This is a genomic window from Humibacter ginsenosidimutans (assembly GCF_007859675.1).
In the GTDB taxonomy this organism is placed as follows: domain Bacteria; phylum Actinomycetota; class Actinomycetes; order Actinomycetales; family Microbacteriaceae; genus Humibacter; species Humibacter ginsenosidimutans.
This window is the reverse complement of record NZ_CP042305.1, coordinates 3,751,915-3,767,868: the sequence shown is the minus strand read 5'-3', so window position 1 is coordinate 3,767,868 and position 15,954 is coordinate 3,751,915. Positions and strand designations below refer to the sequence as shown.

At 69.0% G+C, this 15,954-nt stretch carries 12 protein-coding genes; 5 read left to right on the top strand and 7 right to left on the bottom strand.

The genetic code is table 11. The features are described 5' to 3' along the window. Positions 1 to 26: 26 nt before the first annotated feature. Genes FPZ11_RS17310 through FPZ11_RS17300 form a run of 3 tightly spaced genes read right to left on the bottom strand, consistent with a single transcriptional unit; the run spans position 27 to position 3,804 of the window. The gene (locus FPZ11_RS17310) at positions 27 to 1,136 is read right to left on the bottom strand and encodes an ABC transporter permease (protein ID WP_146322286.1); all 1,110 of its coding nucleotides are present in this window, start codon (positions 1,134 to 1,136) and stop codon (positions 27 to 29) included. After that, on the bottom strand, positions 1,133 to 2,662 hold the full coding sequence (locus FPZ11_RS17305; protein WP_146322285.1) for a sugar ABC transporter ATP-binding protein: 1,530 nt from the start codon (positions 2,660 to 2,662) through the stop codon (positions 1,133 to 1,135). Before FPZ11_RS17305 ends, FPZ11_RS17310 begins: the two co-directional genes overlap by 4 nt. Then, positions 2,659 to 3,804: a substrate-binding domain-containing protein gene (locus FPZ11_RS17300; protein WP_146322284.1), complete on the bottom strand. Its 1,146-nt coding sequence runs from the start codon at positions 3,802 to 3,804 to the stop codon at positions 2,659 to 2,661. Before FPZ11_RS17300 ends, FPZ11_RS17305 begins: the two co-directional genes overlap by 4 nt. Before the next feature lie 169 nt (positions 3,805 to 3,973). Between FPZ11_RS17300 and FPZ11_RS17295 the strand changes: the two genes are divergently transcribed. Next, positions 3,974 to 4,993: a LacI family DNA-binding transcriptional regulator gene (locus FPZ11_RS17295; protein WP_146322283.1), complete on the top strand. Its 1,020-nt coding sequence runs from the start codon at positions 3,974 to 3,976 to the stop codon at positions 4,991 to 4,993. A 21-nt stretch (positions 4,994 to 5,014) separates the two neighbouring features. Here FPZ11_RS17295 and FPZ11_RS17290 read toward each other — a convergent pair whose 3' ends face one another. The 3 genes from FPZ11_RS17290 to FPZ11_RS17280 all read right to left on the bottom strand — a co-directional run bounded on the left by FPZ11_RS17290 (position 5,015) and on the right by FPZ11_RS17280 (position 9,772). After that, positions 5,015 to 6,238, bottom strand: a complete 1,224-nt coding sequence (locus FPZ11_RS17290; protein WP_246846353.1) for a S1C family serine protease — start codon at positions 6,236 to 6,238, stop codon at positions 5,015 to 5,017. 148 nt (positions 6,239 to 6,386) lie between these two features. After that, positions 6,387 to 6,983 carry a recombination mediator RecR gene (gene recR / locus FPZ11_RS17285; RefSeq protein ID WP_146322282.1) on the bottom strand — a complete coding sequence of 199 codons (597 nt, stop codon included), beginning with the start codon at positions 6,981 to 6,983 and terminating at the stop codon, positions 6,387 to 6,389. Then, positions 6,956 to 9,772, bottom strand: a complete 2,817-nt coding sequence (locus FPZ11_RS17280; protein ID WP_210415907.1) for a DNA polymerase III subunit gamma and tau — start codon at positions 9,770 to 9,772, stop codon at positions 6,956 to 6,958. Before FPZ11_RS17280 ends, recR begins: the two co-directional genes overlap by 28 nt. 392 nt (positions 9,773 to 10,164) lie before the next feature. On the opposite strand from FPZ11_RS17280, the gene FPZ11_RS17275 reads away from it, so the two are divergent. The 4 genes from FPZ11_RS17275 to FPZ11_RS17260 all read left to right on the top strand — a co-directional run bounded on the left by FPZ11_RS17275 (position 10,165) and on the right by FPZ11_RS17260 (position 14,523). Next, positions 10,165 to 11,496: a flavin-containing monooxygenase gene (locus tag FPZ11_RS17275; protein WP_210415906.1), complete on the top strand. Its 1,332-nt coding sequence runs from the start codon at positions 10,165 to 10,167 to the stop codon at positions 11,494 to 11,496. Next, positions 11,493 to 12,545, top strand: a complete 1,053-nt coding sequence (locus tag FPZ11_RS17270) for a bile acid:sodium symporter family protein (protein ID WP_146322280.1) — start codon at positions 11,493 to 11,495, stop codon at positions 12,543 to 12,545. Before FPZ11_RS17275 ends, FPZ11_RS17270 begins: the two co-directional genes overlap by 4 nt. Next, complete coding sequence (locus FPZ11_RS17265; protein ID WP_146322279.1) at positions 12,542 to 13,486, top strand: NAD-dependent epimerase/dehydratase family protein; 945 nt, start codon at positions 12,542 to 12,544, stop codon at positions 13,484 to 13,486. The genes FPZ11_RS17270 and FPZ11_RS17265 overlap by 4 nt, the downstream gene beginning before the upstream one ends. 218 nt (positions 13,487 to 13,704) lie before the next feature. Beyond that, the gene (locus FPZ11_RS17260) at positions 13,705 to 14,523 is read left to right on the top strand and encodes a putative endonuclease domain-containing protein (RefSeq protein WP_146322278.1); all 819 of its coding nucleotides are present in this window, start codon (positions 13,705 to 13,707) and stop codon (positions 14,521 to 14,523) included. A 228-nt stretch (positions 14,524 to 14,751) separates the two neighbouring features. Here the strand turns inward: FPZ11_RS17260 and FPZ11_RS17255 are convergent, their stop codons facing one another. Continuing rightward, positions 14,752 to 15,939, bottom strand: coding sequence for an acetate/propionate family kinase (locus FPZ11_RS17255; RefSeq protein ID WP_146322277.1), 1,188 nt, complete (start codon positions 15,937 to 15,939; stop codon positions 14,752 to 14,754). Positions 15,940 to 15,954: the final 15 nt, after the last annotated feature.

Sequence of the window (15,954 nt, the reverse complement as noted above, 5' to 3'; positions counted from 1 at the left end):
ATTCTCGATCAGCGACTGAGCATTCGTCAGGATTGAGCGCTGGGCGCCGGTTCCCGCGGTGCGCCCGTGACGGATCGCGGGAGTCTCCTGGGTCGCGGCCTTCCTCGTCGAAGGGCCCGGATGCGGTCGGCCACGATCGCGACGCCGAGCACGAGTCCCAGCGCCACCTGCTGGTAGAACGGCGACACGTTGAGCACGATCAGCGCGTTGTTGATGAGCATGAGCAGCAGCGCGCCGGCCACCACGCCGACGATGCGACCCTCGCCGCCGTAGAGGCTCACGCCGCCGATGACGGCCGCGGCGATGGCATCCAGTTCCCAGCCGTTGCCGACGCTCGGGTCGCCGACCCCGATGCGGCCGATGACGAGGATGGCGACCAGGCCGGCACATCCGCCGCTGACCACGTAGGTGAGCAGGATGCGCCGCTTCACCGGGATTCCGGCCAGCCGCGCGGCCTCGACGTTGCCGCCCACGGCGTAGATCTGCCGGCCCGCGTACATGCGCTCGAGGAAGAACCAGGCGGCGAGCGCGACCACGACGAAGATGATCACCGGCACCGGCACACCGAGCACGCCGTTGGACACCAGGGTCGAGTAGAACGGGGACACCCCGCTGATCGGCTGGCCCTGGGTGAGGGCGAGCGCGCCGCCCGCCGCCGCCGTGAGCGTGACCAGCGTGATCGCGAACGGTGGAACATTCAGCCTGGTCACGAACCAGCCGTGCAGATAGCCGATCACGAGTCCGATGCCCAGCGAGACGATCAGGCACAGCCATACGGGCCAATGCGCGTTGGCGTTGAGATCGGCGCTCACCATAGACGCGAACGCGACGATCGCACCCGGTGACAGGTCGATGCCGCCGGTCAGAATCGTGAACGTCACGCCGATGGCGAGAATGCCGTAGTCGGCCAGGTCGAGCCCGATCACCTGCAGGTTGTCGCCGTTGGCAAAGCTCGGCTTCACCGCGGTGACCACCACGAACACCAGGATGCACGCGGCGACGACGCCGAACTCCGGCACCTCGGTGAGTCGGCGCATCCAGTTCTTGTGCGGCTCGGCAGGCACTGGCGGCACCACTCCCGCCGGCGGCGGGCTCCCCGCCGTGGATGCCGCGGCGACGTCGGTCTTGGCGCTCATGCCGCCTGCTCCACTCCGGTAGCACTGCGCATTATTTCCTCCTTGGAGAAGTGGTCGCGGTCGAAGACCGCGTCGATACGGCCGCGCCGCAGCACGGCGATGCGGTCACAGAGACTGAAGAGCTCGTCGAGCTCCGACGAGACGACGACGACCGCGACGCCGCGATCGCTCGCCTCCTCGATGAGTTGGTAGATGTCGGCCTTCGACCCGACGTCGACGCCCCTGGTGGGTTCGTCGAGCACGAGCAGCTTGGGATCCACGCCGAACCAGCGCGAGAAGACCACACGCTGCTGGTTGCCGCCGGACAGAGCACGGATCGGCTCGCCCATCGCGGTGAGCCGAACACGGGTGAGGTTGAGGAGCCGCGTCGCCCACGAGCGTTCCGCCTTCGGCGAGAACACGCCGCCCCGGCCGACCTTCTGCAGGGTCGGCAGGGTCACGTTCCACTGCACGGGCGCGTTCGGCACGATCGACTGCAGCTTGCGATCCTCCGGCACGAGAGCGATGCCCAGCCGTACCGCGCTCTGCGGGCCGGCCGGCCGATACGTCTTTCCGGCGAGCGCCATCGTGCCGCCGTCGCCCTGGATCGCGCCGAAGATGGTGTGCGCGAGGCGACTGCGCCCCGCGCCCATGAGCCCGGCGATGCCGAAGATCTCCCCGGCGTGCACCCGGAACGACACCGGGCCGACACCCGGCGCCGTCAGCTCGGACGCCTCGAACACGACCTCCTTCTCGACGGCGTCTTCGTGCTGGTCGGACATGGCCGAGTACAGGTCGCGGCCCACCATGGCCTTGATCAGCCTGTCATCGGTGGCCTCAGCCACCGGCATCTCATCGACCTTGCGCCCGTTGCGCATCACGACGACGCGGTCGGAGACCCTGCGCACCTCTTCGAGGCGGTGGCCGACGAACAGCACCGCCGCGCCGTCCGCGGCGTGTCTGCGTGCGATGTCGATCACCTTGTCGGCCTCGATGGGTCCGAGCGCCGAGGTGGGTTCGTCGAGGATGAGCAGACGCGAGGGGCGCCCGACGGCCTTGGCGATCTCGAGCATCTGACGCGCTGGAACCGACAGCGACGAGACCATGGCGGCGGGTGAGATCGTCAGGCCGATGCCATCGAGCATCCGTCGGGCCTCGCGAGCCACAGCTTTGCTGTCGTACCCGAACCTGCGAGCGTCGGGCGGACGGATGCCCAGCGTGAGGTTCTCCATCACGCTCAGCTGGTCCACGAGCGGGAACTCCTGGGAGACCATCGCGACTCCGGCCGAACGGCTGGCGGAAGGCGAGCCGAACCGCAGGGACTCGTCGCCGATGATCACCTCGCTGCCGGCATCCGGCTCGACCATTCCGGAGAGCACGCCGAGCAGAGTGGACTTGCCCGCTCCGTTCTCGCCGACCAGGCCGACGACTTCGCCGAAGTGGAAGTCGAGCTCGTCGAGGGAGAGCACCGTGGTCTCCCCGTACGTCTTTGCGACGTGGCGCAGGGAGATCGTGCCCCCCTGCGCCACCGTTGAGTCGAGCGTCACTGCGACTTCAGCCCGATCTTCGACCAGAAGTCGGAGAAGTCCGACTCGTTCGCCTTGGTCATGACGCCGACGCCCGTGCTCAGGGTGCCCGACGAGGCGAAGTACGGCTGGAACAACGACATGGTCGCGTCGTGTCCGAGCGCCTTGTCGGCGGCCAGCGCGTAGGCGAGCATGTAGCCCTGGTAGTAGGGCCGCTGCAGAATGGATGCCGCGATCAGCCCGCTCTTGACGTCGGCCACGGTGTCGGCCTCGCCGTCATCGGCGACGATCGTGATCTTGCCCACCTTGTTGGCGGCGCGCACCGCCTGTCCTGCCGCACCCCCGTCGTAGGAGTACACGCCGTAGACGCCCTTGATGTCGGGGTTGGCCTGGATGGCCGCCTGGATGGAGGAGACCGCCGTCGAGACATCCTGGTTGTCGTTGAGCACCTGGACGACCTTGACCTTGCTGCCCATGCACTTCTTGAACCCGGCGACGCGCTGCTGGGTGTTGGCCGCGGTGAGCGAGCCGCTGATCGCGACCACGTCGCCGGAGCCGATGGCCTGGGTCATGGCCTTGCCCGCGTTGCACCCGGCATCGGTGTTCGGCGTGCCGATGTAGAACTCGGCCTTCGTGCCTGGCAGCGGCGAGTCGAACGCGATGACGTTCAGACCCTTGCCGACGGCCTGGTCGATGGGCGTGGTCAGCGACTGGGCCGTGACGGCCGAGACTCCCCAGCCGCTGTAGCCCTGCGTCGTCAGGGTCTCGAGCAGGGAGACCTGAGCGCTGGCGGTGGACTGCGTCGGCTCCTCGAACTGACCGCTCGCTCCCTTGCCCTTGAGCCACGTCATGGCGGCGTTCCAGCCGGCCTTCGCCTCGTTCCAGTACGACGAGTTGCCGTTGGTGACCATGGCGATCTTCACCGAGGAAAGGTCCTTGCTGCCGAGTTGGTCTTGGATCTTCTTCGTCAGCTCGTCGAGCTTGGCGTCGTTGAACGACGACGAACCCTTGATCTGGGAGGCACCGCTGGCGTTCGCGCCGCTGCTGGAGGTGCTCCCTCCTGACGATCCCGTTGCGGTGCTGGTGCAGCCTGCGACGACCATGGCGGTGCCGACGGCGAGTACGGCGACGCCGAGCAGACGCCGTCCTGACTTTCGGTGCATTGCAACTCCTTCGTTGTTTTCGCGGGGGCGAACCGTTCACAAGACATCATGGATGTGACCGTTTCGCACAGAGCCTAATGAGCAGAAGGATGCGCGCAACAGTGCGTTATTCAACCGTTATCAAAGTGTGCGAACCGGTCACATTCAGTTGTCGAGTACTCTCTCTGCTATGGCCGCGCGCACCGAATCCGACCGACCACCGAGCATCCGCGATGTCGCGCGGGTGGCCGACGTGTCGTATCAGACGGTGTCGCGCGTGCTGAACGATCACCCGAACATCCGCCCGGAGACGCGGCAGCGCGTGCTCAACGCCATGACCGAGCTGAACTTCCGCCCCAACCGGGCGGCACGACGGCTGGCGATGAGTCGAAGCCAGACCGTCGGCGTGGTCGCCAGCGTGCAGGGCTCGTACTACGGCCCGACGAGCATCATCAGCGCGTTCGAAGACGCGGCACGCGAGCGTGGATACGCGACGCTGTTGGCGAGCCCGCGAACCCTCGACGAGGACTCGCTGCGCGACGCCATCGAGCACCTCATCGACGAGGGGGTCGAGGGCATCGTCGTGCTGGCGCCGCAGGCGCGCACCGCCGATGTCATCGCCTCGATCCGCTCTCCCCTGCCGATCGCGGTGCTGCAGTCCGACCGGGTGCCCGCCGACATCGGCATGTCGGTCGACAACCACCTCGGTGCCTCGATCGCCACGCGCCACCTGCTCGCGCTTGGCCACACGCGGCTGGCCGTTGTCACCGGTCCCGCCGACTGGGTCGAGGCGGATGCCCGCGCCCGCGGCTTCACCGAGACGCTCACCTCAGCGGGCCTCGCGCCGCTCGCCGTCGTGCCAGGCGATTGGACCGCCGAATCCGGATACCTCGCCTACCAGGAGCTGCACGGACAGGGCGCGACCGCCGTGTTCTGCTCCAACGATCAGATGGCGCTCGGCCTCATCCATGCCGCCTCCGAACACGGCGTTCGCGTGCCCGTCGACCTCAGTGTGGTCGGGTTCGACGACGTGCCGGAGGCCGCGCACTACCTGCCGCCTCTCACCACCATCCAGCAGGACTTCGGCGAGCTCGGCAGGCGCGCGATCTCCACGCTGCTGGCACGCCTCGGCGGAGGCGATGGCGAGGCGCACCTGCCGGTGCCGCCCCGACTCGTGGTGCGGGCATCCACCATGCTCGTGCACGGCTGAAGCTCTGGTGGACGCCCCGTCCTACGGCTGTCCCACGAGCGTCGCCGTCACCGTGTGCTCCGTTCCGTCCCGAACATAGGTGATCTGCACGGTGTCGCCGGCCTTCTTCGTCAGCGCCACGTGGGTGAGAAGGTCGCTGTTCGTGGCTGTCTGGCCATCGATCTTGGTGATGATGTCGCCGTGCTTCAGGCCGGCCTTCGCGGCGGAGCCCGCCGAATCGACCTCCTGCACGTACAGGCCGTCTTCGATGCCCCATCGGTCGGCGACCGCCTGCGGAATGGGGGTCACCTCCAGGCCGAAGTAGGCGTAGGAGACCTCGCCGTTCTTGATCAGGTCGTTCGTGACCCGCATGGCGAAGTTGACGGGCACGGCGAATCCGATGCCGACCGATCCCCCTCCGCCTGTGCCCTCCTCGTTGGGCACCGTCGCGATGGCGGTGTTCACGCCGAGCAGGTCGCCCTTGCAGTCCACGAGAGCGCCACCCGAGTTGCCGGGGTTGATGGCGGCATCCGTCTGAATGGCGCCGGCCAGCACCGTGGTCTGATCGTTGTCGCTGGGCACCGGAACGTTGCGGCCGAGCGCGCTGACGATGCCGCCCGTCACGGTGCTGGAGAGCCCGAGCGGCGCGCCCAACGCGACGACCGGCTGGCCGACCGCGATGTTCTCGCTGTTGCCGATGCCGATCACCGGCAGGTCGGAGTCCACGCTCACCTTGAGCACGGCGAGGTCGGAGCGAGGGTCACGGCCGACGAGCGTCGCCCTCTCGGTGTGGCCGTTGGAGAAGGTCACGGTGATCAGACCGCCGTTCGCGGCCGGGGAGATCACGTGGTTGTTGGTCACGATGTAGCCGTCTTTGCGCACGATCTCGCCGCTGCCGACACCGGATTCGCTCGACGTCGAGACGTTGATCGTCACGATCGTGGGCAGCACGTCGTTGGCCACGCTGACCGCGTCGCACGACCCGCTCTTCGATCCGGCCGCCGTGCCGGTCGAGGTCGTGCGCGAGGAGGATGTCGTCGCTCCGCCCAGCCGGGCGCCGAGCCATCCCGACCCCAGGCCGAACACGATCGCGATGATCGCGGCCACCACCCAGACGAGCCATGCGGGAACGCCGCGACGCTGCGGCGAGGGCGGGCGCTGTGCGGAACCCGCTGAGGGATCAGGGGCGGCGGGCGGCGGCGTCGCAGGCATCCCGGGCGTCGATGCCGACGGATCGGGTGACGCGGGTGTGTTCGGATCGCTCATGGCCTGCCCCCTTGCGACGCCTCCCCCGGCGGTCGCGATTCCGACTGTAGCCGTCGTGCGGAGTGCGCGTCATGCGACATGACTCGAAACACCCGGTCAGGATGAGCCGGCGGCGTCGCTGAGGGTGTGCGCGGCGGCACGGGATCGGTCAGCCGACGAGCCTGCGTCCCTCGAACGCCCGCCCCAGCGTCACCTCGTCCGCGTACTCCAGATCGCCGCCGACCGGCAGCCCGGACGCCAGGCGGGTGACGCGCAGCTCCATGGCCTGGAGCATCCTGCTGAGGTAGGCGGCGGTGGCCTCGCCCTCGACGTTGGGGTTCGTGGCGATGATGATCTCGCGCACCGTGGCATCCGAGAGCCGTGTCATGAGCTGGCGGATGCGCAGCTGGTCGGGGCCAATGCCCTGGATGGGACTGATCGCGCCGCCGAGCACGTGGTAGAGCCCACGGAACTCCCGCGTGCGTTCGATCGCGACGACGTCTTTCGCCTCTTCGACCACGCAGATCAGGCTCTGGTCGCGGCGCGGGTCGCGGCAGATCGAGCAGGTCGGCTGCTCGCTGACGTTGCCGCAGATCTCGCAGAACCGCACCTTGTCCCGCACCGTGGTGAGCACCTCGGCCAGCCGGGTCGGGTCGTAGCTCTCGGTCTGCAGAATGTAGAACGCGATGCGCTGCGCCGACTTCGGACCGACGCCGGGCAGGCGGCCGAGCTCGTCGATCAGGTCTTGGACGACACCTTCATACATGCGCTATCTCGACCAACCCTGCTGACCGGCCTGGCGCGGCTCGACCTGCTGCTCCTCGAGGAACTTCGCGCCCAGCAGCTCGCGCACGACGGCCTCGCCGTATCGCGAAGGGGCGGCGAAGCCCACGGATGCCTTCGGCCGGCCATCGTCGTTCGGCCGCACCCCCTGCGGTTCGGGTTCGCGTCTCCGCCTGCGGAGCTCGCAGAAGAAGAAGCCTGGGATGGGGAACCCTCCGTGGTCGAGCCAGCGGCGCTGGCAGAGGCAGAGGCATCCGGCGCCGGCGACCTTGTGGCATCCGCGACCGCTCCGTTTGTTGCGGTGAGCTCGGGCTCTGCGGCGTACGACTGGTCTTCCGGAAACGGGGGTTCGTCGTCGTCGGGTGCGTCCGGTCCGACGTACCAGCCATCGGCGTCGGTGGCCGCCGTCGTCGGCGCTTCGCCCGATGCCATGGCGCTCGCCGGTCCTGCGGCCGAAACCGTGCTCGTCGCCTCCTGCACGGGACGCGTCGAGGCTGCCGCCTGCTCGGACTCGGGAACGGTCTGACGTGTCGCGTCGGCGACGGTCTCTTCGGGCGCGGGATGCTCGCGCGGGCGCTCGAGGACCGCCGTCGCCGCGCCTGGAATCGCCACCGTCTCCCAGCCCACCGCCGGCCCGGAAGCCGACGCGGAACTGCGGGTCGATGCGGAGTCACCCCTCGCGGCCGACGCACGAGCCGGCGCAGAGACGGGCGCGGAGGCGGAAGCAGGAGTGGCCGCTGAGCCTTCACGTGACGGCGCCGAGGTCGCTGCCGAGGGGCCCGGCGCGGGCGGAGCCGACTCGGATCTCGCATCAGCGCCCGCACCTCGGCCGCCGCTCGGCGGTGCCGGCGGGCGTGCCGCGCCGCCGGCACCGCCGTCGGCGCCGGCGGGCTTGGCCACGAACTTCACCTTCACGCCGAGCAGATCGACGATGGCCTGCCTCAGCACCTCGCTGGCGGCATCCTTCGATCCGGGCGCCGCGCCGCGGAAGCTCTCCACGTCTTTCGCGCTCGGGAACGACAGCGCGAGCACGTCGCCGTCGAGGGAGCGCACGCTCGCCGTGTAGACGACGGCCCACGCGCTGCGGCTCGCTTCGGCGACGGACTCGAGGATCTCGGGCCAGGCATCCTTCACCTGCTGGGTCGTCACGGGGCCGACGGGCGCGGCCGGGCGGTCGTCGGTGACGCCCGGCGTCGCCCATGACGACGCGGCGGAACCCGCTCCGGCGGGGAGACCGGATGCCGCGCCGGCGTTCACGCCCTTCTTGGCTGCGGCGGCCGCGGCGAACGCCGCCGCCTGCGCCACGGCCGGGTCTTCCGACGACGCCGCCCCCGACGAAGAGGGAGCACCGGCTTCGGCAGCCGGTGCCGAGCCCGACGCCCCGAGGCCAGACGACGCTGAGGTCTGCGGTGCAGCGTTCTGCGGGCGCTCCGCGACGGGCGGCTGGTCAGCTGACGGCTGCCCCTCGGTGTGCGCCGAAGCAGCAGAGTTCGTGCGTTCGCGCGCGGGCTGCTCGGCGGCCCGCGTCGCGACCGGCGCCGCAGGTTCCACCGCACGGGGCGGGGCGGGCGACGAGGGTGCCGTGGGCACTGCCCCGCCGCCTCCCTCGACGCCGACGCGTCGCTCCAGGCGCTCGACCCGCGCCAGCGCGCCGCGCTCCGTCGCGTCGGAGGCGGGGACGAGCATGCGTGCGATCATCAGCTCGAGGTGGAGCCGTGGCGAGGTGGCACCGGTCATCTCGGTGAGCGCGGCGTTGACGATGTCGGCGCAGCGGGAGAGCTCGGCCGCGCCGAACGCGCGCGCCTGCACGGACATGCGGTCCAGCTCTTCTTGCGGCGTTCCGCGGAGAACGGCGGCAGCGGCATCCGCAGAGGTCGCCGCCACGATGATGAGGTCGCGCAGGCGTTCGAGCAGGTCTTCGACGAAGCGCCGTGGATCTTGCCCCGTCTGGATGACCCGGTCGACGGCGGCGAACGCGCTGGCGGCATCCGCGGCGCCGATGGCATCCACCACCTCGTCGAGGAGCGCGGCATGCGTGTAGCCCAGCAGGGCCACGGCCCGCTCGTACTCGATGGTCTCGCCCTCGGAGCCGGCGATCAGCTGGTCGAGCAGCGAAAGAGTGTCACGGGGCGACCCGCCGCCCGCGCGCACGACGAGCGGAAGCACGCCGGGCGCCACCTGCATGCCCTCGCTCTCGCACAGCTGCTGCACGTAGTCGAGCATCTGCGCGGGCGGCACGAGCCGGAACGGGTAGTGGTGCGTGCGGGAACGGATGGTGCCGATCACCTTGTCGGGCTCGGTGGTCGCGAAGATGAACTTCACGTGCTCCGGCGGCTCCTCGACGATCTTGAGCAGCGCGTTGAAACCCTGCGGCGTCACCATGTGCGCCTCGTCGAGGATGAAGATCTTGTAGCGGTCGCGGGCCGGCGCGAAGATGGCGCGCTCACGGATGTCGCGCGCGTCATCCACGCCGTTGTGGCTCGCCGCGTCGATCTCGACGACGTCGAGCGAACCCTGGCCGCCGCGGCCCAGTTCGACGCAGCTCTCGCACTTTCCGCACGGGGTGTCGGTCGGACCCTCCGCGCAGTTGAGGCAGCGGGCGAGGATGCGCGCGCTCGTCGTCTTGCCGCAGCCGCGAGGGCCGCTGAAGAGATAGGCGTGGTTCACGCGGTTGGTGCGCAACGCTGTCATCAAGGGCTCGGTCACCTGCGATTGGCCGATCATCTCGGCGAACGTCTCTGGCCGATAGCGGCGATACAGGGCGGTGAGCACGCGTCAATGGTAGTCGGGGGGTCCGACGTTCTCGGCCGGTTGTGGAGAGTGCTCGGACATGGTCGAGAGACCACCCGGTCCCGCTGGTTGAGGAGCGCGCGGCGTCAGCCGTCCGCGTCTCGAAACCCGGAGCGCGGAAGACGTCGGGGGTTTCGAGACGCGCGCCTTTCGGCGTGCTCCTCAACCCACAGGCGTGCTCCTCAACCCACAGAGTGGCGTGCGCTCCGCGTGCTCACCCACGGGATGGCGCCGCGGCATCCTCTGCGCCGGCTATGCATCGACCGAGAATCGATACCGCGGAGCCTTCTCGATTCTTCAGGGGTTCATCAGGCGATTTATGCTGACGTGTCGCCGCGATGACCCGAAAGCGACGACAGACATCGGAGTCCCACGTGCACCAGATCGCGATCATCGGTGCCGGGCCGTCCGGCCTTGCCGGCGCCCGCGCACTGACCAAGGCGGGGTTCGACGTCGACGTCTTCGAGGCCGGCGACGACGTGGGCGGTCTCTGGAACATCGACAACCCCCGCTCGACCGTCTACGAATCCGCCCACCTCATCTCCTCGCGCACCACCACGGAATTCGCCGAGTTCCCCATGCGCTCGACGACCGACTATCCCGGCCATCGCGAGCTGATGGCGTACTTCAGGGCGTACGCCGACGAGTTCGACCTGCGCAGGCGCATCCGCTTCGGCACCGCCGTCACCCGCGTGGAGCCGGTCGACGGGGACGCCTCCGGCGCGCGCGGCTGGGAGGTGACCGCGCAGGGGCCGAACGGCGAGACCAGCACGGGCCGGTACGCCTCCGTCGTGCTCGCCAACGGCACGTTGGCGACTCCGAACGTGCCGACGTTCCACGGCGAGTTCACCGGCGAGCTCATGCACACGTCGGCATATAAGAAGGCGTCGGTCTTCGACGGCAAGCGCGTGCTCATCATCGGCGCCGGCAACTCGGGCTGCGACATCGCTGTGGATGCCGTGCATCACGCCGCGAAGATCGACCTGAGCGTGCGCCGCGGCTACTACTTCGTTCCGAGGTATCTCTTCGGCAAGCCGAGCGACACCCTCAATCAGGGACGTCCGCTGCCCGCGCCGATCAAGCAGGCGATCGACACCCGCGTGCTCAAGGCGTTCACGGGCGACCCGGTGAAGTTCGGGTTCCCGAAGCCGGACTACAAGATCTACGAGTCGCACCCCATCGTCAACACGCTCGTGCTGAACCATCTCGGCCAGGGCGACCTGCGGGTCATGCCCGATATCGACCGGTTCGACGGGCGCACCGTGCACTTCGCCGACGGCAGCAGCGACGACTACGACCTCGTGATGCTCGCCACCGGATACACGCTCGACTATCCGTTCGTCGGCCGCGCCCACCTCAACTGGAAGACCGCATCGCCCTCGCTCTATCTCAACGTGTTCCCGCCGTCGTTCAACGGGCTGTTCGTGCTCGGCATGGTGGAGGCGTCCGGGCTCGGCTGGCAGGGCAGGGCCGAGCAGGCGGAGCTAGTGGCGGCCTATCTGGCGAGCGTTCGCGACGAGCCGGAGCAGGCATCCGCATTCCGCGAGCGCGTCGCCAAGCCCTGGCCCGACCTCACGGGCGGCTACCACTACCTCGGGCTCGACCGCATGTCGTACTACGTCAACAAGGATGCCTACCGCCGCCAGGTGCGCGCGCACCGCGACGCGCTGGTCGGCGGGTCCTCCCGCGAGAGGGTCGCCCGATGAACGTCGACAACGTCACCGTCAACTTCGCGCCCGGATCTCTGATCGCGCTCGACGTGGTGCTCGGGCTCATCATGTTCGGCATCGCGCTCGACACGAGCCTGAGCGACTTCAAGGCGGTGCTGAAGGCGCCCAAGGCGATGATCATCGCGCTCATCGCGCAGATCGTGCTGCTGCCCGCCGTGACGTTCTGCCTGACCCTGCTGCTGAACGTGCAGGCATCCATCGCGCTCGGGATGATCCTGGTCGCGTGCTGCCCGCCCGGCAACATCTCGCAGGTGCTCACCTATCGTTCGCGCGGCAACGTCGCCCTGTCGGTGTCGATGACCGCCGTGTCGAACGTGATCTACATCTTCGTGCTGCCGCTGAACGTCGCGCTCTGGGGACACCTGCACCCGACGGCCCGCTCGATCATGGAGCAGGTCAACGTGAACGTCGTGCAGATGGTGCTGGAGATCCTGCTCGTGATCGGCGTGCCGTTCGTGCTCGGACTCTTCATCCGCCACCGGTGGCCGAGGTTCGCCGGCCGCGTGCACCCGTACGCCCGGTGGATCAGCCTGATCGGTCTCGTCGGTTTCATCGTGGCGGCTCTCGCCGGCAACTGGGCCGTGTTCATCGAGGTGATCGGCGTGGTGCTGATCGTCGTGTTCCTGCACGACGCCGTCGCCCTCGCGCTCGGCTACGCCAGCGCGCGCATCGGCGGACTCGGCGTGCGCGAGCGCAAGGCGATCACGTTCGAGGTGGGCATCCGCAACTCGGCGCTCGGCCTCGGTCTCATCTTCACGTTCTTCGGCGGGCTCGGCGGCATGGCCGTCGTGGCCGGCTGGTGGGGCATCTGGGACATCATCGCCGGACTCGCGGTCGCGACGCTGTGGGGGTGGCACACCAGGCGCAAGGAGGCCGCAGCGGGCGTGCCGGCCGCCGCGGGCGCGCCTGCCTCAGCAGCGACGGGCCCGGCCAGAGGCGCCTCGATCGCGGGCGACGGCGATCTGGCAGGCGGAGCCGCGGCCGGTGACTCCGCCCCGGCCGAGACGGGCGGGGGCGCGGCATGAGGCGCGTTCTCGTCACCGGCGGCAGCGGATTCCTCGGGTCGAGCGCGGTCCGCGCGCTCGCGGGGCATCCCGCCGTCGAGGTGGTCGTGGCCGGTGACATCCGACCACCCGTGCAGGCCGTCGAGGGCGCCGTCTACGAGACGTGCGATGTGACGGAGAAGGCGAGTGTGGCATCCGTCATCGCCGCCCACCGCATCGACACCATCGTGCATCTCGCCGCGATCGTGAACCCCGGAACGCTCAGCGAAGACGTCGAGTACAAGGTCGACGTGGGCGGAACGCGTAACGTGCTCGAAGCTGCCGTCGCCGGTGGGGTCGCCCGCATCGTCGTGTCGTCGTCGGGCGCCGCGTATGGCTACCACGCCGACAGTCCCGAGTGGCTCACCGAAGACGACCCCGTTCGCGGCAACGACGAGTTCAGCTACTCGCGGCACAAGCGACTCGTGGAGGAAATGCTCGCGCAGTACCGCGCGGAGCATCCCGAGCTCGGCCAGGTGGTGCTGCGCATCGGCACCATCCTCGGACCGACCGTGAAGAACCAGATCACGGCGCTGTGGGACGGGCCGCGGCTGCTCGTGGTGCGCGGCTCCGACAGCCCGTTCGTGTTCGTCTGGGTCGACGACGTGGTGGGCGCGATCGTCGCCGGCGCCACGGGCGACGTGACGGGAGCCTTCAACGTCGCGGGCGATGGATGCCTCACCGTGCCCGAGATCGCCCGTCGCCTCGGCAAGGGCACCGTCGCCGTTCCGCCAGGGCTGCTCGCCTTCGCGCTGCGGGTCGGGCACGCGCTGCGCCTGACCGTGCACGGGCCGGAACGCGTCGGCTTTCTGCAGTACCGGCCCGTGCTCGACAACACGCGGCTCAAGACGATGCTCGGCTACACGCCGGGCAAGACCAGCAGCGAGGCGTTCGACGCCTACGTGCAGCAGCGGGTGCGCTGACGCGCGTTCTCGCACCCCGCACCCGCACCCGCACCCGCACACGGGTGTGCTGGAAATCGGACTTTTGCAGGGATACCCGGCGTGTCGCGCACTGCACGCGGCATGTCGCGCGGAAGTCCGAGTCTCAGCTCGGCGTCCACGCCGTCCCCCGACGCGAGGCTCTCCACAGATCCGTGCCGCCCCGCCCCTGAAGTGCGCGAAGGCGCGAGCCTGGCCACGTGACCCTCTGCGAGTTCGGCCACGTGGCCACCTCAGGCGCACTCGTTGCGGCGGGAATGTCGCGACGAAGCGTCGCGAGGCTCGCAGCGGATGCCACGGTGTGGCGTCCACGCCGCGGCACGCTCGCCTGCGCACATCTGAGCGGCGACGCGCGACTCGCTGTTCAGCTGGGGGCGCGGCTCGACTGTCTGAGCGTGTTGCGGGAGAAGAAGGTCTGGACGGGGCACGACGCTCGGTTGCACCTGCGCCTTCCGCGGGGTGGTCGCCTCGTGCGACCCGACCTGCTGCCGGAAGGCACCCACATCCATTGGTCCGACGCGAGCGCCGGCCATGACCGGCTACGCGTCAGCATGTCCACTGCCCTTCGCCGCGCCATGACCTGCTTCGATGATCCTGACGATGTCGTCGCAGCACTCGAGTCGGCGCGCCACCTCAAGACGATCTCGTCCGCGACCTTCCACAAGCTGATCGACTCTGCACCGATTCGCCTCGGGCCGGCACTCGCCCTCGCGCAGGAGGGCCCACAGTCCGGATACGAGACCAAAGCCAGGCTTCGACTGCAACGAGCGGGCTTTCGGGTGCGCGCTCAGGTGTTCATCCCGGGCGTCGGGCACGTCGACAATCTCATCAACAACGTGGTCGACCTGGAGACCGATGGCCGCGAGTTTCACGAGAGCAGCTTCGAATCGGATCGTCGACGTGACCTCGCGGCGGAATGGATAGGCATCCGCACCCTGCGAGTGCCGGCCGCAATGGTCGACACCGACTGGGACTACATCGAGGAGACCATCGGCCGCATGGTCAGAGACGCGAGTTGAGCGGCGTGCCGCTTGGCCCCCTCCCCCGCTGCGCCGAGCGGAGCTGGGCCGTGCCGAAAATCGGAGTTTCGCGGCGCCACGCCGGCAGTGAGATGCAACACACCCACGCGATCCACAAAGTTCCGATTTCGAGCACGGCGTTGCTCGCCGTCAAACAGCCCGCTGTCGACTCGCTGGCCCTACGGCAGACGGCAGACGGCAGACGGCAGACGGCAGACGGCAGACGGCCTACCCCACCACATCCAGCGTCTGCCTGGCGATCTCGAGCTCCTCGTTGGTGGGCACCACGAGCACGGTGACGGGCGAGGCATCCGTCGAGATCACACGCGGCCCGTGGTTGGGCCCGTTGTTGCGGTCGGCGTCGAGCACGATGCCGAGCCGCTCCAGCCCACCGAGCGCACGTGCGCGCACGATCGCCGAGTTCTCTCCCACGCCGGCCGTGAACGAGATGACGTCGACACCGCCGAGTTCCGCGATGTAGGCACCGAGGTAGCGCTTGAGGCGACGCACGTAGACGCCGAGCGCGAGCTCGGCGGCCTCGTCGCCGGCATCCGCCGCCCTGGTGAGATCGCGCATGTCTTTGTGGCCGGAGAGCCCGAGGATGCCCGACCTCTTGTTCAGCAGATCGTCGAGCTCGTCGACCGCGATGCGGGTCCTGCGCTGCAGATAGAGCAGCACCGCGGGGTCGATGTCCCCGGTTCTCGTCCCCATCACGAGGCCCTCCAGCGGGGTGAAGCCCATGCTGGTGTCGACCGAGCGCCCACCGTCGACCGCGCACACGGACGCCCCATTGCCGAGGTGCAGCACGATCTGCTTGAGATCGTCCAGCGGGCGGCCGACGAACGCCGCGGCGGCCTCGGAGACGAACTTGTGACTGGTGCCGTGGAACCCGTAACGGCGAATGCGATAGCGCTCGGCGGTGGTCGCCTCGAGGCCGTAGGTGTAGGCATCCGGCGGCATGGTCTGGTGGAAAGCGGTGTCGAACACAGCCACCTGCGGCAGGTCGGGGAACGCCTGCTGGGCCGCCTTGATGCCCTCGACGTTCGCCGGGTTGTGCAGCGGCGCGAGGTCGGAGAGGTCCTCGATGTTGATGAGCACGAGAGGTGTGACGAGCGTGGGCTCGAAGAACCTCGCCCCGCCGTGCACGACGCGATGACCGACGGCGACGGGTGCGTTGTCGGTGAGGCTGGGGCCGTGCTCGGCGAAGGCGTCCGTCATCACGGCGAAGCCCGCCGTGTGGTCCGGGATCTCGAGCGAACGCTCCCAATGTCCGTCGGCAGTGTCGTGCGTGGCGTGCCCGGAGGCCTCACCGATGCGCTCCACGAGCCCCGATGCGAGCCGCTCCTCGGTCTCGGCGTCGATCAGCTGGTATTTGAACGACGACGATCCGCTGTTGATCACCAGTACAGATGCCATGGAAAACCCTTCGAC